The following is a 21278-nucleotide window of genomic DNA, read 5'->3' as shown; positions in this document are numbered from 1 at the left end:
ACCGTGTTGAAAGTCATCGCCGAAGATTTCATCAAGGCTGAACACCTGGATGCTGTGCGCCCGTGGTACGCCGAGCTAGTGGAAAAAACTCGCCAGGAACCGCTATGCATCGCCTACGATTTGTTTGTCGATCAAAAAGACCCGGGGCACTTTATCTTCGTCGAGCAATGGCCCGACCAGGCAGCGCTCGACACGCACTGCCAGACCGAACATTTCACTCGGCTGGTGCCACAGATCAATGCGTATCAGGCCAAGCCGTGCAAAGTGCTGCTGATGGATGCGTTCTAACCAACCCTTTTCCCGCTGAACCGGACCACCGACGGCATCGTTGAAACAAGGAGACTCACATGCCGTTACTCGACTTCACTGCCATCGCCGGGCAACTGCCCGATACCTGGAAATCAACGCGCCTGGGTCAAGTCGGCCCGGCGCGGATCAAGGTGTTGCGCATGGATGAGCAGGCGTATGAGGAAGAGACCCATGACTACAACGAAGGGCTGTTTGTGGTCAGCGGTCATCTGCAACTGAGCGTCGACAACCAGGAAGTCCGCGTGGATGCCGGCCAGATGTACCTTGTGCAAGCCGGCACAGCCCACAGTGTGCTCGCCGGCAGCCATGGCACTTTGGTGATCATTGATGTCTAGAGACATTCAGTAATACCCAGCCTTTGCAATTGCTTACAAATACCGCCAACCTGCGCCCGCCCGACGTGTGGCGTACGACAACACGCGCATTCGCCTGTCTTTACTAAACCTTTTGTTCAAGAGCCCGCAGCCATGCTGAACGGACGCGACCCACGCATCGATTTTTTCCGGGGCCTGGCGTTGATCTTCATTTTCTGGGATCACGTCCCCCACAACCCGCTCGGCCAGATCACCCTGCGAAACTTCGGCTTCAGCGATGCGGCAGAGGTCTTTGTATTCCTCGCTGGTTACGCCGCCGTCTTGGCCTACGGCAAGATCCTGCAACGTGATGGCTATTGGATTGCCTCCCTGAAAATCCTGCGCCGCACCTGGGTGCTGTACGTTGTGCACATCTTCCTGCTGGCGATGCTGATGGGCATCGTGTTCTACGCCAACAGCCATGTGGAAACCCGTGACCTCGTCGAAGAGATGGGCCTGACGCATTTCGTCACCCACCCGCAACAGGCACTTACCGATGAGTTGCTGCTGCGCTTCAAACCCAACCTGATGGACCCATTGCCGCTGTATATCGTATTACTTGCAGGGTTACCGCTGGTGCTGCCGCTGATGCTGCGCAGGACAGGGCTGGTGGTGGGCATCTCTGCCACGGTGTACCTGTTGGCGCCGTGGATGGGTTGGAACCTGCGGGCGATTGCCGACGGCGTGTGGTATTTCAACCCGGTGACCTGGCAATTCCTGTTCGTGCTGGGAGGCGCCGCGGCGATTTACAGCGGACAAGAACGGCCAATCGAAAGGCGGCCTCTGCGCCACCAGCCGATGTTTGTCGTGGCTGCGATTTATGCCGTGATGGCCGGAGTGCTGACCCTGTCCTGGCGCTGGCCAGAGATCCACGATGCACTGATGCCAACCCTGCTCAGCGATCTGATCTACCCCATCAGCAAGACGGACCTATCACCGGTGCGCCTGCTGCACTTCCTCGCCCTGGCCTACGTCACCGCCAAGCTGCTGCCCGGCCGAGGCTGGACCAAAAACCGGCTGGCACAACCTGTCTGCCGTATGGGGCGTTATTCGCTGGAGGTGTTTTGCCTGGGCGTTGTACTCGCGCCGTTGGCCGATATGGTCAATGCCCTGGCAGGGGATGCCTTGGTGATGCAGCTGCTGACCGCCGTGGCCGGCGCTGCATTGATGGTGATGCTTGCCGTGTGGCTAGAGTTCAACAAGCGACTGGACCAGTCGCTCAAGTCAACCGCAGGAGGAAGGCCCGCTGTGCGCAGCGAGCCCTCCCGCACGTCAGGCTGAACGCACTGACGCAGAGCTAGCGTCATTCGGCTGCAGCTTGAACACGTAGAACAACACCGTCAGCAGTACCAGGAATGCCGGCCCTACATACAGCGCCACGCGGGTGTCCGGGAAATACGCCATCAGGCCCACCACCAGTACCAGGAACGCCAGCGCCAGGTACGAGCTGATCGGGTACAACCACATGCGGTATTTGAGTCCTGCCTGCTCGGCGGGGCTCAGACCTTTGCGGAACTTGAGCTGGGCCAGCAGGATCATCAGCCAGGTCCAGATCGCGCCGAAGGTGGCGATGGAGGTCACCCACACAAAGACTTTTTCCGGCACCAGGTAGTTGAGCAACACGCCCAGCAGCAAGGCGAAGATCGACAGCAGCAGCGCCTTGCGCGGCACACCATTGCTGGAGGTCGTGCCGAAAGTCGCGGGAGCCTGGCCGTTCTGCGCCAAGCTGTAGAGCATGCGCCCGGTGCTGAAGATGCCACCGTTGCACGACGACAGCGCCGCCGTGATCACCACGAAGTTGATGATACCCGCTGCGGTCTTGATGCCGAGGCGCTCGAACGTCATGACGAACGGGCTGCCCTGGGTGCCGATTTCATTCCACGGGTAGATCGACAGAATCACGAACAACGCACCGACGTAGAACAGCAGGATGCGCCAGAACACCGAGCCGATGGCGCTGGGGATGGTCTTCTGCGGGTTCTTCGCTTCACCGGCGGTCAGGCCGATCATTTCCACGCCCAAATAGGCAAACATCACCATTTGCAGGGACATCAACACACCCTGCACGCCGTTAGGCATGAAACCACCGTGGGCCCACAGGTTGGAAATCCCCAGGGCCACGCCGTCGTTGCCGAAACCGAACGCGATAATGCCGACACCGCCGATGACCATCGCAATGATCGTGACGATCTTGATCAGGGCGAACCAGAACTCGAATTCACCGAACGCCTTGACCGCGATCAGGTTGATGGTGCCCATGCTGATCAGGGCGGCCAAGGCCCAGATCCACCGTGGTGTATCCGGGAACCACACGCCCATGTACACCGCCACCGCAGTGATCTCCGCGACACAGGTCACCAGCCACAGGAACCAATAGTTCCAGCCGGTGAGAAAGCCCGCCAGCGGGCCGAGGTAGTCTTGGGCATAGCGGCTGAAGGAGCCGGCCACCGGGTTGTGCACGGCCATTTCGCCGAGGGCGCGCATGATCACCAGAATCGCCAGGCCGCCAATGATGTAGGAAAGCATGATGGCAGGGCCGGCCATTTCAATGGCCTTGGCCGAACCGAGGAACAGGCCGACACCGATGCAGGCGCCAAGGGCCATGAGGCGAATGTGCCGTTCACCGAGTTCGCGCTTGAGCGGGCCGCCTTGAGCGGTCTCGCCATGGGGCAGTGGGTTGCCAACTGGCATAGGGGTACAACCTCATCTTGTTATTGGATTGTCCGTCGAGTCTCCAGGGTGCAAGCCGATAGGCCTGTGCCCTTGCCGAGACCGGAGCCGCCTCATGGACGGGCCCTTCTTGCCGGGCAAGATCAGCGGGGCGTGCAGTATAAAAAGCCAGGGTCAGGCTCATTCACTATAAAAGCGGGCCAATTTAGTGGATGTACCCGTCAAAATGCAATTTAACAGGTGCATATGACCTACAACGGGCGACAAAACGCCGCGGTGCGCACCGTACGCCGTAGCCACAAGAAGATTCCGACATGCAGAACATATTTTCCTCACAACCCTTCACTCGGCGACTACGCTTCAAGCAAGTCCGATCAATCTGCGTGAATGGATCAATCGACTATGGGCGTACTGTGGCAAACCGAATCGACCAAGGCTGCGCGACTACAAGGCAGTTCGGACCCAGCGCCTTTACCCGAAAATAAACCCAGGCCCCGCCATTGGCACCGACTGTTCTGGTTGATCGTGCTGATGGCATTGATCGCCCTGGGTTTTGCCGCCCACAAAGAAATGCGCACCTCGCGTCTGCAGGCCCAGGAACTCAGCCGCCTGGCCCGTGACCTCACTTACCAGGTAAAACCCGGTGCCAGCGACGCCATGGTCTACCCTGGCGCGGGCCCGTTTGACCGACGCCTGGGCTACAGCGACCTCGGCACGTTTTTGCCACGCCTGCTCAAGCGCGGTTATGTGATCCAGGCCCAGTCACGTTTCTCGCCAGCATTGATGGACTACAGCGCCAAGGGCCTGTTCGTGCCCTACTCGCAAAAGATCCAGGCCGGGCTGTCCATCACCGATTGCCGTGCCGTACCGCTGTACCAATACAACTACCCACAGCAGCTGTACGACAGTTTCACGTCGATCCCGCCGCTGGTGATCAACAGCCTGTTGTTTATCGAAAACCGCGATCTGCTTGACCCCAACCAGCCCCAAGCCAACCCCGCCGTGGACTGGCCACGCTTTGCCAAGGCCGCGTGGTCGCAAGTCGCCAAACTGCTGCACCTGCCAGGCCAAAGTGCCGGTGGCAGCACCCTGGCGACTCAGTTGGAAAAATACCGTCACTCACCGGACGGCCTGACGGTGTCAGGTGGCGAAAAATTGCGGCAGATGTTTTCCGCCGCCGTGCGTGCCTACCACGATGGCCCTGAGACCCTGGCGGCACGCAAGAACATCCTGCGCGACTACCTCAACAGCGTGCCTCTGTCGGCAGTCCCCGGGCATGGTGAAGTGCATGGCATGGCCGAGGGTTTGCGGGTGTGGTACGGCGCCGACTTCAACCAAGTCAACCAAGCCTTGCGCGGCCCGGTGAACGCGCAGCAAGGCCTGGCGTTGCGTCAGGTGCTGTCGTTGATCATCGCGCAGCGCCGCCCTTCCCATTACCTCGCCAAAGGGCGGGACGAACTCGCCGACCTCACCGACAGCCATTTGCGCCTACTGGCCCAGAATGGCGTGATCGGACCTGACTTGCTCAAGGTCGCCCTGGCGAGCAAGGTCACTTACCGCGACTGGGCACAACAACCCACGCTTCAACCGATAGAAACCAATAAAGGCATCAGTGTGGCCCGCAGTCGTTTGGCGACATTGCTTGACCGGCCGCTGTACGACCTCGACCGCCTGGACCTGTCCGCCACCACGACCCTGCAAGCGCAGTTGCAGGGCCAAGTCAGCGACTACCTCAAGCACCTCGCCGACCCCGACTACGCCCGCCAACTCGGCCTGCTCGGTGAACGCCTGCTGACCCCCGCCAGTACCGCACAAGTACGCTACAGCTTCACCCTGTTCGAGTTGACGCCGGATGGTTCACGCGTACGTGTGCAAACCGACAACACCGACCAGCCTTTTGATATCAACGAAGGCAGCAAACTGGAACTGGGCTCCACCGCCAAGCTGCGGGTGCTCACCACCTACCTGCAGATCATCACCGAACTGCACGACAAATACGCCGGCAAAGCGCCGGCCGAACTGAAAAAAGTCGCGGTGGACGACCAGGACCGTCTCAGCCGCTGGGCCCTCGACTACTTGATCCAGGCCCCAGATAAATCGCTGCCGAAAATGCTTGATGCCGCCTTGGACCGCACCTATTCGGCCAGCCCTGCCGAGAGTTTTTTCACCGGTGGCGGCCTGCATCATTTCCATAATTTCCGCAGCCAGGACAATGGCCGCAGCCCCAGCCTGCGTGATGCCTTGCGCGAGTCGATCAACCTGCCCTTCATTCGCCTGATGCGTGATGTGGTGCGCTACGTAACCTACTCCGGCGAAAACAACAGTGCCGAGTTGCTCAAGGACGACAACGACCCGCGCCGCCAAGAATACCTGGCTGGTTTTGCTGACCGTGAAGGCACTACGTTCCTGCGCAAGTTCTGGAAGAAGTATCAGAAGAAAGACACCCAGGCTCGTCTCGACACCTTCCTCGACAGCCTGCGCCCCACGCCCATCCGCCTGGCCGCCGTACATCGCTACCTGTTACCCAATGCCAGTCAGGCGAGCTTCAACCTGTTTGTGCGCGCGCACATGACCGGCGTCAAATCCACGATCAAGCTCACCGACGAACGCCTGGAAAAACTCTATAAGGACTACGGCCCCGGCACCTACGACCTACCCGACCAGGGTTACATCGCCAAGGTTCACCCGCTGGATCTTTGGCTACTGGGCTATCTGCTCAACCACCCCGACGCGACCTTCAGCGAGGTGGTCAAGGCCAGCCAGTTCGAACGCCAGGAGGTCTACAGCTGGCTGTTCAAGAGCCGCCATCAAAGTGCCCGTGACAGCCGTATTCGCACCATGCTGGAGATCGAGGCGTTCCTGGATATTCACCAACGCTGGCAGGCGGTGGGCTACCCCTTCGACCATCTGGTGCCATCCCTGGCCACCGCTATCGGCAGCTCCGGCGACCGCCCGGCAGCCCTGGCCGAGCTGATGGGCATCATCCTCAACGACGGTGTACGCCCCAAAGTGCTGCGTATCGATACCCTGCACTTTGCCGCTGATACGCCGTACGAAACCAAAGTCGTCAATGACCCTGCACCCGGCAAGCAAGTGATACCGCTAGAGGTGGCCCAGGCGTTGCGCGGTGCGCTGTCCCAAGTGGTGGACGCCGGTACCGCCAAGCGTGTGGCCGGCAGTTTCAAACTGGCCGACGGTACACCGCTGGCCATGGGCGGCAAGACCGGCACCGGGGATAACCGCATCGAAGCCATCGGCGCCGGTGGGCGGATTCTCAGCTCCAAGTCGATCAACCGTACGGCCACCTTTGTGTTTTACCTGGGCGAGCACCACTTCGGTACGCTCACCGCGTTTGTGCCTGGCCAATCGGCCGAGCACTTCACCTTCACCTCGGCATTGCCGGTACAAGTACTCAAGGGCATGGCGCCGATCCTGATGCCGTACTTGCAACCTGGGACATCAACCCTCTGCCTGCCAACCGTATTGCGTTGATGTGAGTCGAAGATCCACGTCCGTGCGCTCCGTAAGAAACATATTACAAGCCACCTCAAACGGCATCGTTATCGCATTTCAATAAGGCGTCTGGCTAAAACCAAGACGCCACTCGGATTCATTCAACCGCATCTGCCGTAAAAGGCCGAGGATTGACGACCGTCGGTCAGACAGGTTTGCCGATGCATTAAGATATATCTTAAGTTATATCTAAATCCACATCGGAGAACCCGACCATGAGAGACCATCCTCATACCCGCGACGGCTTCGACCCTCGTCCCGGCCGTGAGCGCGGCGGGCGCGGCCCCCGCGTCTTTGCGCCCGGCGATTTGAAGCTGCTGTTGCCCGCGTTGATCGCCGAACAACCCTGCCATGGCTATGACCTGATCCGTCAGATCGAAGGTCTTTTCGACGGGGCCTACACCCCAAGCCCCGGCGTGATCTACCCCACATTGACCTTTCTGGAAGAAAGCGACTTGATCACCGGCGATGCCGAGGCGGGAAAAAAACGCTACACAATCACCGACGCCGGTCGTCTCTTCTTAAGCGAGCAGGCGGTTGCACTGGAAGGCGTGCGCATGCGCATTGACGTCAGCAAGCGCTCATTGCGTGGCCAGGACCGGCCACCGGAAATCCACGAGGCGGTGCACAACCTGCGCCATGCCTTGCATTCGCACCACGGGCGCTGGAGCCCGGAAGAAATCGTTCGTGTCGCGGCGCTGCTCAATCGCACCGCTCAATCCATCGCCGACGGGAAAGACCAATGAATACACAAGTCATCCACCGTGTGACCCACGAAATAAAACGCCGCCGCCTGGAAGTGCTGCGGGTCGTCGACATTACCCCGCGTATGCGCCGCATCACCCTGGGAGGTCCGGAGCTGGCAGGATTTATCAGCCTGGGCAGCGACGACCATATCAAGCTGCTGTTCCCACAGAACGCCGCCGAACAGGCCGCGCTGGAAAGCCCGACCTTCAGCATCAAGGGCGACGGCCCGCAGCCGGCCATGCGCGACTACACGCCACGCCGTTTCGACTTGAGCATCGGCGAGTTGGACATCGACTTCGTACTGCACGGCGATGGCCCTGCATCGACCTGGGCCGATCAGGTGCAGGTCGGCCAGCACCTGTACATCGGTGGGCCACGGGGCTCGATGATCGTGCCGGATATCTTCGACAGCTACCTGCTGATCGGCGATGAAACGGCCCTGCCCGCCATCGCGCGGCGCCTGGAAGAATTACCGGCAGGACGCACGGTGCTCGCAGTCATTGAGATCGCCAACGCGGCAGAGAAGCAGGCGCTGAAAAGCGCCGCCAGCGTCGAAGTAATCTGGGTGATCCGTGGCCAGGATGATCTGCTGGAGACCGTGCGGGCACTGACGCTGCCGAGTGGTTCGCTGTACAGCTTTGTCGCGACTGAAACCAAATTGTCGCGTCAGGTGCGGCGGGTGCTGCTGGACACGCACCAGGTCAACGAGGAGTTCCTCAAGGCCGTGGGTTACTGGCGGGCCGATGGCAGCGACGAAGAATAAAACTGTGGGAGCGGGCTTGCCCGCGATAGCGGTGGTTCAGTGACAAAGGCTGTGACTGACGCGACGCTATCGCGGGCAAGCCCGCTCCCACATTTGGGCCTGTGTTCACTTCAGGTTCGGGGAGATTTCAGGCACTTATCCAGCCCCACTACCACCAACGCAATCGCAACAAAACCCAGCAGAATTCCCCCGGCATTCACAAACACTTGTGGATAACCGAGGGTGCCAACATCGATGAACGGGTACTGATACTGCCCGAGCAAATCTCCGCGTAGCAGCACGTAGCCGAAATACACCAACGGGTAGATCACCCAGGCGCCGATGTGCTTGAGGCGCAAAGTGCCTTTGGGCACACACCGCCACCAATAGATCAAAAACAGCACGGGCATCACGTCGTGCAGCAATTCATCGGCCATGAATTGAAAGCCTGTGGGGCTCCACAAATGCCGCAACAGCAGGTTGTAGGCCAGGCTCACCACCACGATGCTCGCGGCAATCCCACTGCTGACCGCAGGCGCCAGGAAAAACCGCTTGGCGGCTGAATCTCGATTGACCAACGCGTAGCTCAGCACCACCACCACCAAGGTGTTGGTCAGTACCGTGAAGAAGCTGAAAAAATTGATCAGCCCGCCCAATAGGCTGGCGCCGGTGGTCCAGCGCGAATAGAAGATCAGGTACTGCTGAGTCGCCAGCCCGACCCAACCGGCCAAGGCCACCGTGGCCACTAAGCGCTTCATGGAATCAATCCAGCGGGCGTTTGGTGCGCATCAGCTTCACATACAACCCTTCGACTTTTTCCCGCGCCCAAGGGGTTTTACGCAGGAAGGTGAGGCTCGACTTGATGCTTGGATCGCTCTTGAAGCAGCGGATGTCGATGCGCTCGGCCAGGCCTGCCCACTCGTAATGCTCCACCAGGGTCGTGAGGACGTGTTGCAGGGTCACGCCATGGAGCGGGTCGTTGCTTGTCGCGGTCATGCCAGGCCTTTTGCAAAAAGAGGAAACACAGCCGCGCACCTTAGCCGACGGGGCGTACAGGTGGAAGCACTGCATTGAATATAGCCCTTGAGAAAAAGTTCCCCTTTCCAGCGAAAAAAGAGATGTTATATTGTAACTATAAATATCAACTGTAACCGGCTCGATACCGTTTTAAGCCTTCTCTTTTTTGTGCCGTTTTGCCAAGGAATGTCCGATGTCCCTCTCCTCTCTCTGGCGCTTGACCCCGCTCGCCGCCGCCCTGCTGATCTGCTCCGAAGCCCACGCCCTGGAGCTGCAACCGCAAGTCATCACCGCCAACCCGTTGGGCAGTGAGCAACTCGCCTCGCCGACCACCGTGCTCGAAGGCGATGAACTGACCCTGCAACAAAAAGGCAGCCTCGGCGAAACCCTGAACAAGCAACCCGGCGTGTCATCTTCGTACTTTGGCCCTGGCGCCAGCCGGCCGATCATTCGTGGCCAGGATGGCGACCGCATTCGCATCCTGCGCAATGGCGTGGGCGCACTGGATGCGTCGTCGCTGTCCTACGACCACGCGGTGCCGCTGGACCCGATCAATGTCGACCGTATCGAAATCGTGCGCGGCCCAGCGGCGCTGCTGTACGGCGGCAGCGCCATTGGTGGCGTGGTCAACACCTTCGATAATCGCATCCCCACCGAAGCCATCGAAGGCATCCACGGTGCGGGTGAACTGCGCTACGGCGGCGCCGACACCACCCGCAGCAGCGCGGGCAAACTGGAAGCCGGCAATGGCACCTTCGCCTTGCACTTGGACGCCAACGCACGGGAATTCAACGACCTGAAAATCCCGGGTTATGCCCGCAGCCGTCACGCCGCTGAAAGTGAAAACGGCCCTGGCAAAAACGGCCGCCTGGGTAACAGCAGCGGGCGCCAGGACGGCGGCGCAGTGGGTGGCTCCTACACTTGGGATGACGGTTATGCCGGGCTGTCCTACAGCAACTACGACAGCAACTACGGCTCGCCCGCCGAGCAGGACGTGCGCATCCGCATGAAGCAGGATCATTACGCCTTTGCGTCCGAATTCCGCAACCTGCAAGGCCCGTTCAGCTCGGTGAAAGTCGACGCGGGGTATACCGACTACCAGCACCGGGAGATCGAAGGCGGCGAAACTGGAACCACCTTCAAGAACAAAGGATATGAAGCGCGGGTCGAAGCCCGCCACCAACCCATCGGCCCGTTCGACGGTGTGGTCGGCGCCCAGGTGACCCGCAACGAGTTCTCCGCCCTCGGTGAAGAAGCCTTCGTGCCGCAGACCGATACCAACGCCGGCGCATTGTTCATCCTCGAAGAGATGCAAGCTACCGAACGCCTGAAACTCAGCCTCGGCGGGCGTGTGGAACACACCAACGTCGACCCCGACGCCAAGGGCAACGCGCGCTTCGCCGCGGCCGACAAAAGCAATGACTTCACCGCCGGCAGCCTGTCGTCGGGAGCGGTGTATACCCTCACGCCCATCTGGTCCCTGGCCGCGACCCTGGGTTACACCGAGCGCGCCCCGACGTTCTACGAGCTGTACGCCAACGGCGCCCACGTCGCCACCGCCACCTATGAACGGGGCGATGCCAACCTGAAAAAAGAAAAAGCCGTGTCCAGCGACCTGGCCCTGCGCTTTGACAATGGCACCCACAAGGGCAGCTTCGGCGTGTTCTACAGCCGCTTCTCCAACTACATCGGCTTGCTCGGCACCGGCCGCATACTGAACGACGAAGGTGAAGAAGGCACAAGCGGTCACCCTGAGTACCAATACTCCGGCGTGCGTGCGCGCTTCGCCGGCTTCGAAGCCCAGGATCACTGGAAACTCGGCGAAAGCGCCTACGGTAAGTTCGCCCTGGAACTGTCGGGCGACTACACCCGTGCCACCAATCTCGACACCGGCGAAGCGCTCCCACGCATCGCGCCGCTGCGTTTGAACAGTGGTTTGCTGTGGGAACTGGACCGCTGGCAGGCGCGCATCGATGTGGAACATGCCGCAGGCCAAGGCCGTGTGCCGGATAACGAAAGCGGCACCGATGGCTACACAACCTTGGGCGCCAGCGCGGGTTATCGCTTCAACGTGGGTGGCAGCCAGTGGCTGGCGTTTGTGAACGGTGAAAACCTGACCAACCAGACTGTGCGCTATGCCAGCTCGATTCTGCGGGACATTGCGCCGGCGCCGGGGCGCAGTGTGCAGTTCGGCATCCGCACCACTTTCTAAAGAACACCGCAATTCCGGTTTATGTGGGAGCAGGCTTGCCTGCGATGCGGCCACCTCGGTGTTTCAGTGACACCCATGTGATGCTATCGCAGGCAAGCCTGCTCCCACAAAAGCCTGCCCACACCCGTTTTTTGCAGCGACACTTAGTCACTGTTACCAAATCTGAAATGATGCATCTTGCGATTTACCCTTTCTCTGCGCGCCCACTCCCTTTATCCTTCCCGGCAATAAACTGAAACGTTTCACTCCTGCGGTCGATCCCATCTTGCCGAATTTTTCTCTCGCCAAAGACAGCGCTGTCTTATCCCGACCTGCGCCTGGGAATAAATCGTCCGCCTGTGGATAACCCCGCGATCCCAAGAAAAAGCAAAAACAACGATGAACCAAGCCCGCGCCGAATCGTCATCTACAGTGAAGCACGGGGTTACATAATTCCAACGTAACGGAGAAACACACTATGAGCACTGATGGTGCCTCAAGCCCAAGCCGCCTGCTGCCCAGGCTGCTAGGCGTCTTGCTGCTGATCATGGGCCTGGCCTTGTTGGCCGGTGGCGTCAAGCTGAGCATGCTCGGCGGGTCGCTGTATTACCTGCTGGCCGGTATCGGCATCGCCCTGACCGGCGTTTTGCTGCTGGCCACCCGCCGCACTGCGCTGGGCCTGTACGCACTGGTGCTGTTCGCCAGTACCGTGTGGGCACTGTGGGAAGTCGGCCTGGACTGGTGGCAGTTGGTGCCACGCCTGGCCCTGTTGTTCGCCTTGGGCATCGTCATGCTGCTCCCGTGGTTCCGCCGCCCGCTGCTGCGTGGCCAAGCTGCTCCGCTGGGCACTGGCGCGCTTAGCGTAGCCGTGGTGCTGGCGGGTGCTACCGCCTTGGCCAGCCAATTCACCAACCCAGGTGAGATGGTCAAGACCGGCCAACTGGATCGCGACGCCGTACCAGGCATGGCCAGTGCAGCGCCGAGCCAGGCTGACGGTGAGTGGAACTCCTATGGCCGCTCGGCTTTCGGTGACCGTTACTCGCCACTGGCGCAGATCACCCCGGAAAACGCTCACAAGCTGGTGCCGGCCTGGACTTACCGTACCGGTGACATCCCTGGCCCGGGCGATCCTGGTGAAACCACCGCGGAAAACACCCCGCTGAAAGTCAACGGCATGCTCTACGTGTGCACGCCGCACAGCCAGGTAATTGCCCTGGACCCGGACACCGGCAAGGAAATCTGGCGCTTCGACCCGAAACTCAGCACCCAAGGTGCGGCGAGCTTCAAGGGCTGGGCACACATGACCTGCCGTGGCGTGTCGTATCACGATGACGCTGTGTACGCCTCCGAGCAAAGCCCTACCGGCAGCGCCAGCACCGCGCCCGTCAGCGCCGTGTGCCCGAAACGCATTTTCGTACCGACTGCCGACACCCGTCTGATCGCCCTGAACGCCGACACCGGCAAGATGTGCGAAGACTTCGGTGACAAAGGCCAGGTCGACCTGCGTGCCAACATCGGCAGCTTCGCCCCAGGCGGTTACTATTCCACTTCGCCACCGGCCGTGACCAAAAACCTGGTCGTGATCGGCGGTCACGTGACCGACAACGTCTCCACCGACGAGCCAAGCGGCGTGATCCGCGCGTTCGACGTGCACACCGGCAAGCTGGTGTGGAACTGGGACAGCGGCAATCCGGACGACACTACTCCGTTGGCCGAAGGCAAGACCTACACCCGCAACTCGCCGAACATGTGGTCCATGTTCAGCGTCGATGAAAAACTCGGCATGCTGTACCTGCCGATGGGCAACCAGATGCCCGACCAGTATGGCGGCGACCGTACCCCGGCCTCCGAGAAGTACAGCGCTGGCCTGACCGCGCTGGACATCGACACCGGCCACGTGAAGTGGACCTTCCAGTTCACTCACCATGACCTGTGGGACATGGACGTGGGCGGCCAGCCTTCGCTGATCGACATCAAGACCGCTGACGGCGTCAAGCAAGCGGTGATGGCATCGACCAAGCAAGGCAGCATCTACGTACTGGACCGCAGCAATGGTCAACCGGTCGTGCCGATCAACGAAATCCCTGTACCGCAAGGCGCAGTGGCCGGCGATCACACCTCCCCGACCCAACCGAAGTCCGACCTGAACTTCATGCCACCGCCGCTCAAAGAGCGCGACATGTGGGGCGTGACACCGTTCGACCAACTGATCTGCCGGATCGACTTCAAGTCGATGCGTTATGACGGCCCCTTCACGCCGCCATCGCTGCAAGGCTCGATCGTGTACCCAGGTAACTTCGGCGTGTTCGACTGGGGTGGTATCTCCGTCGACCCGGTCCGCCAGATCGCCTTCGTGAACCCGAGCTACATGGCGTTCAAATCGAAACTGATCCCGGCTGCCGACATCGCCAAGCAAGGCCCTCGCGTGAGCGAAACCGAAGGCGTACAGCCGAACAAAGGCGCGCCCTACGGCGTGATCCTCGAAGCGCTGCTGTCGCCGATGGGCCTGCCGTGCCAGGCGCCGGCCTGGGGTTATGTGGCGGCGGTCGACCTGACCACCCACAAAACCATCTGGATGCACAAGAACGGCACCGTGCGCGACAGCTCACCAGTTCCGGTCCCGCTGACCATGGGCGTACCTAGCCTGGGCGGCACGTTCACCACTGCCGGTGGCGTAGCGTTCCTCAGCGGTACCCTGGACCAGTACCTGCGCGCCTATGACGTGAAAAACGGCAAGCAACTGTGGGAAGGCCGCCTGCCAGCAGGCGCGCAAACCACCCCGATGACCTACACCGGCAAGGACGGCAAGCAATATGTGCTGGTCATGGCCGGCGGTCACGGCTCCCTGGGCACCAAGCAGGGTGACTACGTGATGGCGTTCAAACTGCCGGACTAAGCAATACCGGCGGCAAAACAAAGGCGGCTACCTCTACAGGTAGCCGCCTTTTTTCATGCCCTGCTCTGGACTAAATGTGGGAGGGGGGCTTGCCCCCGATTGCAGTGGTTCAGTCAACCTCTGCTGTGACTGACACTCCGTCATCGGGGGCAAGCCCCCTCCCACATTGGACGGCATCTGCCTCTAGACCAACACCCGCTCACGCCGCATCCACATCTCGAAGGCCATGGCATTCAAGGGCCGGCTGATCAGGTAGCCCTGGGCGGTGTCGCACTTCCACTGCTTGAGCAATTTCAGGCTGGGCTCGAACTCCACGCCCTCGGCCACCACCTTGAGCCCCAGGTTGTGGCTCATTTCGATAGTCGAACGCACGATCACGCCATCACCCGTGGTGCTGTCGAGATTGCGCACAAACGACTGGTCGATCTTCAACTCCTGCACCGGCAGGCGCTGCAATTGCGCCAGCGACGAATAACCTGTGCCGAAATCGTCCACCGACAGGCTGATGCCACAGCCACGCAGTTGTTCGAGCACGCTGAGGGCCTGCTGCGGGTTGTGCATGATCGCGCTTTCGGTGATCTCAAAGATCAGTTGCTCGGCGGCCACTTCGTATTGCATCAGCAAAGCGGTGACGCGAATGGCCAGGTCGTCATCGGCCAAGTCGTCCACTGAGATATTCACCGACAGCTGGATATGCAAGCCCCGTTGCTCCCATTCGGCAATTTGCCGGATCGCTTCTTCGATGACCCATAAGGTCAGGGCCCTCATGCTGCCGGTGCGCTCGGCCAGGGGGATGAATTCGGTGGGCGACACCTGGCCCAGGGTCGGATGCTGCCAGCGCAACAGTGCTTCGGCCTGGCGCACGTGGCCGTGGTTGAGGTCGAGCTTGGGCTGGTAACACAGGAACAATTCGCCCTCGATCACCGCGCGGCGCAAGTCGCGGATCAGGGTGATCTGGCGCTGGTGGGCCAAATCGCGGTCCTGTTGGTAGATTTGCAAATGGCCCGGCAAGGTCGCCGCATCATGCCGGGCGATGGCGGCGCGGCTGATCAGCTCTTCCACCTGCTGGCCGTCGGCAGGATACGCGGCAATACCAATGCTGACCTCATGACGCACTTCATCATGGCCGATGCGTTGGGGCTCAGTGAGCAGCCCATATAGCCGGTCGGCACGGGCCACGGCGCGGTCGATCTCGGTGTTTTCCAGCAACAGCAGAAATTCGCTACCCGCGAGACGTGCAGCGGTGTCGCTCGCGAGCAGGCTCATGGACAGACAGCGGCTGGCTTCGCGCAACATGTCTTCGACACCTTCAGGGCCAAAGCCTTCATTGATCAGCCGATAGTTTTCGATGCCGATGTACAGCAACACCACCGGGCGTTGCGCGCTGATCGCACTGCCCAGGCGCTCCATCGCCAGGGCACGATTGGGCAGGCCGGTGAGCGAATCATGCAAGGCGTTATGGGCCAGCTGCCGTTCACGCACGGCAATGCCACTTTGCATCGCATTGAAAGCCCGGGCCAGCAAACCAAATTCGTCGTGGCTGCGCACCTGCACCACCGTGCGGTAGTCACCGGCACCGATCCGCTCGGCCGCCACCACCAACGCATTGAGTGGTCGCGATACACGACGCGCCATCAGCAGCGCTGCCGCCAGCGAAACCAACAGCACGGCCAAGGCAATCCCGAGAAATTGCCGGTCCAGCGGTGCAAAGGATTCCAACGCGTGGTCCAGCGGGCTTTGCAGCAACACACGCACCTGGTCGCCGTCGCCGGTATTGGCCAGCGACAACACCTGGCTGAGTACACGCTGCCCATAAAACACGCTGAACTGCGCTTCGGGGTTCAACTGCACGTCACGCAGGCTATCGATGATGCTGGCCTGATATTCGTAGGGCTGAGTGGTGAACAGATCGCCGACTTGACCGTTCTGCACACTGAGAAACGATACCTCCAGGTTGCTCATGGAACGCAGTTCATTGGCGAACTTCGTGTCCATGGGAAAGCCCATGACCACTCGGGCAATGGGCTGCGGGTAGAGGACCTCATCCTGCACCAGCAGATAAGGCTGCCCGTCCATGGCCACGATCAACATTTGTTGGCCACTGCGCCGCGCCTGGCGCAATACATCGTCATAGGGAAACAACTGGCCACGGCTGAGTAACGGCAGGGTACTGACCATGACCTGGCCATCCAGGCCCAGCACAAAGACCTCGCTGGAGCTGATACCGGTGCCGTGGCGACGCAGCACGGTCAGGATCGGTTCGGTGCCGCCATCGACCACGGCTTGCTTGAAAGGGCCATCGACGGTGAGCCAGTCCAACCCGTATTGCAGTCGACGCCCGCGCAAGTCCAGCAGGCGTTCGAACACTTGGCGACCGGTTTCCAACTGCACCTCGGCCTGGTTCTCCACGGCGCGAGTGGTAGCAGCCTTGACGGCAAAATAGGTGGCCGCCACCACCACCAGCAGCAACAGCGCCAGCACCCCTGCAATGCGGGTTTGGAATGTATGGCGCCACCTCATCGCAGTGCCCTCGGGCAGTGTTCGCCGCTCTCTGCCAATCCGTCCCTTTGCCATACCTATCCCTGACGACTGCTAACCTGGCGTCAAAAAAACATTCATTTGGATTGAATATTCTGTTTTAGCAGATTAGCTCGGACATTGGATAAGTACACCCAATAAAACCTGGAACTTTAGCGTCATTTTTCTGGCGACAAGGGCGTAGCCGGATCAAGCGCTGCGCGCGCGCATAAAGTCCCCCCAGCGCCGTACGAGGTAGTTATGCTCATCCATTACCGAATTCCATACCGCGACATGCCCCATGCGTTGTTCATAAGAACCGCCATCACGCACTTCGCCCACATCGATCAGGGGCAAGCCATCACTGCCTGGCAGTTCCTCCCGCGCAGGCTTGCCGGCGTACCAGTAATCCCATTCAGCGCTGCTCAAGTGATCGCGGCTGCGCGCCGGGTTGCCGATGTAGTAACCCTGGCGGGCCATCACCGCTCCGGGCCAGCCTGACAGCCACCAATTGAGGTAGGCATAGGCCGCATCCAACACCGGGCCTTGAGCATGACGCGACAACGACAAGCCGCCAAACCAGGCGCGATAGCCTTCGCGAGGCACTGCCAGGCGGTATTTCACCCCGGCGCGATGCAAGCGCATCAAGGTCGGCGACCATAGGCTCTGGATATCGATACTCGGGCTGAGCATCAATTGCGCGGCCTCTTCATCATCTGACCAAAATGCAGCGAAGTGCCCTTCCTTCTGCTTGCGCACCAAGATATCGGCGAGTACATCGATTTCTTCGATGCTCATGTTGCCGATATCCTTGAACTGCGCCAGGCCCGCGCCCTGCACCGCCAAAGCAGCATCGAGGGCACCGATGGCGGCGTCGCTTTGCAGTGCGGTGCGCGCGCGCCAGGCCGGGTCCAGCAGCCAGCCCCAGCTTTCATTGCCATGGCTGAACCCCTCAGGCAAGCGCTCGGGACGGTAGGCGAAGCTGTCGGCGTTATGGGTCAGCGGCAGCATGCTGATGCGTTCAGTCACTGTGCTGCCTAGGCTGCCGTCGTGCTGCACGAACAAGCGCTCGCTGGGCACACTGCCGCTGCCCAGGCGATCATGGGCCGACAGACGACCGCGCTTGGGCAAGTCGTTGATCTCATGCCACAGCGCAATACGCCGGGTGTCGATGGGCTGGATCGCCCGCGCCGGCCACACGAAGTCGACGTTGTGGAACCACTGGTCGTACAGGTCGTAGCTGTCAGGCTGCATGACGGCGATACGTTGGGCTTGCTCGACATCATGCACCTGGTACACCAGGCGAATGCCCAGTTCCTGTTCGGCACGCACGCGCAAGCATTCGAGCAGGGTCACCGAAGTGCCCAGAACACGTAAGGTGATCATGCCGCGAACCGCCGTGAAAACACCTCAAAGGAGCGACGCAACAGCGCCGGCTCAAGGCCACGCAGGATAAATACCAGGCGTGATTGCCGGTCACTGCCAGGCCATGCGGGCAAGTGAACCGGGGCATGCAGGCAATGCTGCACGCCATGAATGACGATGGGGGCCGAGCTTGCATTCACGTTGAGCAGTCCTTTGACACGAAGGATTCGTTCGCCATGGCATCTTAACAGCATCGATAACCACACCCCGAAGCCGATCCAGTCCAACGGCTGGTCGAAGGTCAGGCAACACACCTGCGCCGTACCGTGGGAAGCCGTTGTGGCGTGATGCAGTTGCCAGCGGCTCACTTCAGCAGCAGGTTCGGTGCTGCGCAAACCTTCGCCGAGCAATAATTGATCACCGCTGTGAACCTCATGAGTATCAAGGATCGGCGTACCGGCGTTGAGCGCCCGCAGGTGCGCACGCAATGGCTCGCAGTCGCCCGCCAGATCCGTCTTGCTCAACAGCAGCCGATCAGCCGCGGCAACCTGGGCCAGCCACTCCGGGTGCAAGCGCTCTTGCAGTTCGGCGTGGCTGGCGTCAACCAAGGTAATCACCAGACCGATATGAAAACGCCCGCGCAGTTGCACATCGTTGTTCAAGGTGGCGAGGATCGGCGCCGGGTCGGCCAGACCGGTGGTTTCCAGGATCACCCGTTTGAAGGCCGGGATTTCACCGCGCTCGCGACGCTGCAGCAGGCCAAGCAGCGCCTCTTTCAACTCGCCACGAATCGAGCAGCACACGCAGCCGCTGGGCAGCAGCACGGTGTCCGGTGCAACTTCTTCCACCAGCAGATGATCGATGCCGACATCGCCGAACTCGTTGATCAGCAACGCCGTGTCGCCGAGGCTTTCGTCCCGCAGCAAGCGCTTGAGCAAAGTGGTTTTGCCGCTGCCGAGGAAGCCGGTTATGACGTTGAGGGCGATGCTCATGCTGACTCCAAGTGATCAAGCAAACGTGGATCAAGCGGGTCCAGCGGTCGCCCAAGCATGCTTTCGGCCGCCTGCCACAGCTGATCCAGGCCACTCGCCAACGCCTGTTTGCCGGTGGCGCCAAGCAGCAGATAAGAAGCACCCTGAAAATCCTCGACCTTGAGTCGGAACACCGCGAGCACCTGATTGATCGCCGCGATCCGACGCAGACGCTCGCGGCGCCTGGGCAGCTCATCGCCCAAGGGGTCGCTCCAGTGCAGGTCTTCGCCGAGCAAGCCACAAAGTCCGCACATGACTACACCCCGCTCATGGCATGACATCGCCGGAGTTAGGGCCCAGGGTCTGGCCGACGAACAGGTTGCCACCTGGCTCGCTGGCGAGCAGCACGGCGGTAGGCGCCACTTCATCGGCCAGGCCGAAGCGCCCCAGAGGCAATTCCGCCGCCTTGGCGCGTTTCCATTCCTCGCTGATACCACCCACCAATGGCGTCTCGATCGGCCCTGGGGCAATGGCATTGACCAGCACATTATCCTTGGCCACTTCCAGCGCCAGGGACTTGGTAAAGCCGATGACCCCAGCCTTGGCCGCCGCGTAATGGGTCAGTTCGGCACCGCCCTTGATGCCCAGTTGCGAGGCCACATTGATGATCCGTCCCCAGCGCTGCGCGAGCATATGGGGCAAGGCGCGCTGGCTGGCGACGAATACACTGGTGAGGTCGATGCGCAGCATGTCGTTCCACATCTCGATGGACAGGTCGACGCAGCGTGCCTGGGTGAGCATGCCTGCGTTGTTGACCAGGATATCGATGCCGCCGAAGTGCTCCACGCAACGGTCGACACTGGCCTGGGCGCCTTCGACGCTGCCGACATCGGCCAGGCATTCGAACACCTCGGAGCCGAGGTTACGGCAGGTGATCGCCGTTTCCGCGAGGCTGGCGGCGTTGCGGTCGGCCAGCACCAGGCGCGCGCCTTCAGCGGCGTAGGCACGGGCGATGGCGGCACCGATGCCGCTGCCGGCGCCGGTGATCACCGCGCGGCGGTTGGTCAGTTGGTTCATACAAAATTCTCCCGAAACAAACACAGTTCCACTGTGGGAGGGGGCTTGCCCCCGATAGCGGTGTATCAGTCACAGTTGCTTTGTCTGAACCACTGCCATCGGGGGCAAGCCCCCTCCCACATTTGGATTCAGTACACCCCTTAGTCAGGCCAGCGTACGGTCAGGCCACCGTCAATGATGATGCTCTGGCCGGTCAGGTAGCTGGAGGCATCACTGGTCAAAAACTGCACCAACGACGCCACTTCATCCGCCCGCCCTACCCGACCCAATGGAATCGCGCGCGCCGCTTTGGCCAAGCCTTCCGGCCCCAGCGAGTTCTTCGCATCGAGAGACTGCGGCGTCTCGATCAACCCCGGAATCACCGCGTTGCAACGGATGCCCTTAGGCGCCAATTCCACCGCCAGCGACCGACACAACCCCGGCACGCCAGCCTTCGCTGCGGCATAGTGACTGTGCTCCTGCCAGCCATACACACCACCGGCAATCGATGAAATCGCCACCAGCGCACCGCCCTCGCCCATGTATCGAGCCGCCGCGCGGAAGGTGCGCATCACCCCCGTGAGGTCGACATTGAGCATCTCGTCCCACAGCTCATCGGTCATCTCCAGCAGCGGTGCGCGGCGTAGCAGGCCGGCATTGGCCACGGCGTAATCCAGGCGCCCGAAATGCTCCACGGCCTGGGCCGCCAGCGCGTCCACCGAAGCCGTGTCACCCACGTCGAGCGGCAACATCAGGCACTTACCGCCCGCCTCTTCCACCAGAGAAATCGTGGTCTGCGGATCATGGGGGTCGGCCGGGTAGTACCCGCCAACCATCGCCACGCCGCTGCGTGCATAGGCCACGGCAAGGGCTTGGCCGATACCGCTGGCGGCACCGGTAATCAAGGCAACTTTATGACTCATCGAACACT

Annotated in this window: 17 protein-coding genes; 8 read left to right on the top strand and 9 right to left on the bottom strand. The window is 60.8% G+C overall.

Annotation, left to right across the window (positions count from 1 at the left end):
- Positions 1-3: 3 nt before the first annotated feature.
- The 3 genes from AC07V4_RS14625 (at position 4) to AC07V4_RS14615 (ending at position 1943) form a co-directional block, all read left to right on the top strand.
- A complete protein-coding gene (locus AC07V4_RS14625; protein ID WP_492637147.1) occupies positions 4-288 on the top strand; it encodes a putative quinol monooxygenase in 285 nt (94 codons plus the stop codon).
- 59 nt (positions 289-347) lie between these two features.
- Positions 348-644: a cupin domain-containing protein gene (locus AC07V4_RS14620; protein WP_492637148.1), complete on the top strand. Its 297-nt coding sequence runs from the start codon at positions 348-350 to the stop codon at positions 642-644.
- Positions 645-776: 132 nt separating this feature from the next.
- The gene (locus AC07V4_RS14615; RefSeq protein WP_492637149.1) at positions 777-1943 is read left to right on the top strand and encodes an OpgC family protein; all 1167 of its coding nucleotides are present in this window, start codon (positions 777-779) and stop codon (positions 1941-1943) included.
- On the opposite strand, the gene AC07V4_RS14610 is transcribed toward AC07V4_RS14615, so the two are convergent.
- Positions 1935-3353, bottom strand: coding sequence for an amino acid permease (locus tag AC07V4_RS14610; protein WP_492637150.1), 1419 nt, complete (start codon positions 3351-3353; stop codon positions 1935-1937). The genes AC07V4_RS14615 and AC07V4_RS14610 overlap by 9 nt on opposite strands.
- A gap of 381 nt (positions 3354-3734) precedes the next feature.
- On the opposite strand from AC07V4_RS14610, the gene AC07V4_RS14605 reads away from it, so the two are divergent.
- From AC07V4_RS14605 to AC07V4_RS14595, 3 genes are all read left to right on the top strand, one after another.
- The gene (locus AC07V4_RS14605; RefSeq protein ID WP_492637151.1) at positions 3735-6824 is read left to right on the top strand and encodes a biosynthetic peptidoglycan transglycosylase; all 3090 of its coding nucleotides are present in this window, start codon (positions 3735-3737) and stop codon (positions 6822-6824) included.
- Between the two features lie 236 nt (positions 6825-7060).
- Entirely contained in the window at positions 7061-7591 is a 531-nt protein-coding gene (locus tag AC07V4_RS14600) for a PadR family transcriptional regulator (protein WP_431751244.1), read from the top strand.
- On the top strand, positions 7588-8355 hold the full coding sequence (locus tag AC07V4_RS14595) for a siderophore-interacting protein (protein WP_492637152.1): 768 nt from the start codon (positions 7588-7590) through the stop codon (positions 8353-8355). The genes AC07V4_RS14600 and AC07V4_RS14595 overlap by 4 nt, the downstream gene beginning before the upstream one ends.
- 110 nt (positions 8356-8465) lie before the next feature.
- Here AC07V4_RS14595 and AC07V4_RS14590 read toward each other — a convergent pair whose 3' ends face one another.
- Complete coding sequence (locus tag AC07V4_RS14590) at positions 8466-9092, bottom strand: Pr6Pr family membrane protein (protein WP_492637153.1); 627 nt, start codon at positions 9090-9092, stop codon at positions 8466-8468.
- A gap of 4 nt (positions 9093-9096) precedes the next feature.
- A complete protein-coding gene (locus AC07V4_RS14585) occupies positions 9097-9330 on the bottom strand; it encodes a VF530 family protein (protein ID WP_024073644.1) in 234 nt (77 codons plus the stop codon).
- Between the two features lie 214 nt (positions 9331-9544).
- Here AC07V4_RS14585 and AC07V4_RS14580 point away from each other — a divergent pair, with 214 nt between their 5' ends.
- Positions 9545-11563, top strand: a complete 2019-nt coding sequence (locus AC07V4_RS14580; protein ID WP_492637154.1) for a TonB-dependent receptor — start codon at positions 9545-9547, stop codon at positions 11561-11563.
- A gap of 457 nt (positions 11564-12020) precedes the next feature.
- Positions 12021-14438: a glucose/quinate/shikimate family membrane-bound PQQ-dependent dehydrogenase gene (locus tag AC07V4_RS14575; protein WP_492637155.1), complete on the top strand. Its 2418-nt coding sequence runs from the start codon at positions 12021-12023 to the stop codon at positions 14436-14438.
- A 183-nt stretch (positions 14439-14621) separates the two neighbouring features.
- Here AC07V4_RS14575 and AC07V4_RS14570 read toward each other — a convergent pair whose 3' ends face one another.
- The 6 genes from AC07V4_RS14570 to AC07V4_RS14545 all read right to left on the bottom strand — a co-directional run bounded on the left by AC07V4_RS14570 (position 14622) and on the right by AC07V4_RS14545 (position 21270).
- Positions 14622-16958, bottom strand: coding sequence for a putative bifunctional diguanylate cyclase/phosphodiesterase (locus tag AC07V4_RS14570; protein ID WP_492637156.1), 2337 nt, complete (start codon positions 16956-16958; stop codon positions 14622-14624).
- 207 nt (positions 16959-17165) lie between these two features.
- On the bottom strand, positions 17166-18341 hold the full coding sequence (locus AC07V4_RS14565) for an ABC transporter substrate-binding protein (RefSeq protein ID WP_492637157.1): 1176 nt from the start codon (positions 18339-18341) through the stop codon (positions 17166-17168).
- Positions 18338-19312, bottom strand: coding sequence for a CobW family GTP-binding protein (locus AC07V4_RS14560; protein WP_492637158.1), 975 nt, complete (start codon positions 19310-19312; stop codon positions 18338-18340). The genes AC07V4_RS14565 and AC07V4_RS14560 overlap by 4 nt, the downstream gene beginning before the upstream one ends.
- Positions 19309-19605 (bottom strand): hypothetical protein, encoded by a 297-nt coding sequence (locus tag AC07V4_RS14555; protein WP_492637159.1) that lies wholly within the window; start codon positions 19603-19605, stop codon positions 19309-19311. The genes AC07V4_RS14560 and AC07V4_RS14555 overlap by 4 nt, the downstream gene beginning before the upstream one ends.
- Positions 19606-19618: 13 nt before the next feature.
- Entirely contained in the window at positions 19619-20368 is a 750-nt protein-coding gene (locus AC07V4_RS14550) for an SDR family NAD(P)-dependent oxidoreductase (protein ID WP_492637160.1), read from the bottom strand.
- Positions 20369-20508: 140 nt separating this feature from the next.
- Positions 20509-21270, bottom strand: a complete 762-nt coding sequence (locus AC07V4_RS14545; protein WP_492637161.1) for an SDR family NAD(P)-dependent oxidoreductase — start codon at positions 21268-21270, stop codon at positions 20509-20511.
- Positions 21271-21278 lie beyond the last annotated feature (8 nt).

It is taken from the genome of Pseudomonas sp. GW821-FHT03A09 (genome assembly GCF_059421065.1).
This window is presented reverse-complemented; position numbering and strand designations above follow the sequence as displayed.

What these genes read in the sequence shown, in the direction of transcription:
- AC07V4_RS14620 (WP_492637148.1), top strand. Translation starts at nt 348, where the DNA reads ATGCCGTTACTCGACTTCACTGCCATCGCCGGGCAACTGCCCGATACC.
- AC07V4_RS14615 (WP_492637149.1), top strand. Translation starts at nt 777, where the DNA reads ATGCTGAACGGACGCGACCCACGCATCGATTTTTTCCGGGGCCTGGCG.
- AC07V4_RS14610 (WP_492637150.1), bottom strand. Translation starts at nt 3,353, where the DNA reads ATGCCAGTTGGCAACCCACTGCCCCATGGCGAGACCGCTCAAGGCGGC.
- AC07V4_RS14605 (WP_492637151.1), top strand. Translation starts at nt 3,735, where the DNA reads ATGGGCGTACTGTGGCAAACCGAATCGACCAAGGCTGCGCGACTACAA.
- AC07V4_RS14600 (WP_431751244.1), top strand. Translation starts at nt 7,061, where the DNA reads ATGAGAGACCATCCTCATACCCGCGACGGCTTCGACCCTCGTCCCGGC.
- AC07V4_RS14595 (WP_492637152.1), top strand. Translation starts at nt 7,588, where the DNA reads ATGAATACACAAGTCATCCACCGTGTGACCCACGAAATAAAACGCCGC.
- AC07V4_RS14590 (WP_492637153.1), bottom strand. Translation starts at nt 9,092, where the DNA reads ATGAAGCGCTTAGTGGCCACGGTGGCCTTGGCCGGTTGGGTCGGGCTG.
- AC07V4_RS14585 (WP_024073644.1), bottom strand. Translation starts at nt 9,330, where the DNA reads ATGACCGCGACAAGCAACGACCCGCTCCATGGCGTGACCCTGCAACAC.
- AC07V4_RS14580 (WP_492637154.1), top strand. Translation starts at nt 9,545, where the DNA reads ATGTCCCTCTCCTCTCTCTGGCGCTTGACCCCGCTCGCCGCCGCCCTG.
- AC07V4_RS14575 (WP_492637155.1), top strand. Translation starts at nt 12,021, where the DNA reads ATGAGCACTGATGGTGCCTCAAGCCCAAGCCGCCTGCTGCCCAGGCTG.
- AC07V4_RS14570 (WP_492637156.1), bottom strand. Translation starts at nt 16,958, where the DNA reads ATGAGGTGGCGCCATACATTCCAAACCCGCATTGCAGGGGTGCTGGCG.
- AC07V4_RS14565 (WP_492637157.1), bottom strand. Translation starts at nt 18,341, where the DNA reads ATGATCACCTTACGTGTTCTGGGCACTTCGGTGACCCTGCTCGAATGC.
- AC07V4_RS14560 (WP_492637158.1), bottom strand. Translation starts at nt 19,312, where the DNA reads ATGAGCATCGCCCTCAACGTCATAACCGGCTTCCTCGGCAGCGGCAAA.
- AC07V4_RS14555 (WP_492637159.1), bottom strand. Translation starts at nt 19,605, where the DNA reads ATGTGCGGACTTTGTGGCTTGCTCGGCGAAGACCTGCACTGGAGCGAC.
- AC07V4_RS14550 (WP_492637160.1), bottom strand. Translation starts at nt 20,368, where the DNA reads ATGAACCAACTGACCAACCGCCGCGCGGTGATCACCGGCGCCGGCAGC.
- AC07V4_RS14545 (WP_492637161.1), bottom strand. Translation starts at nt 21,270, where the DNA reads ATGAGTCATAAAGTTGCCTTGATTACCGGTGCCGCCAGCGGTATCGGC.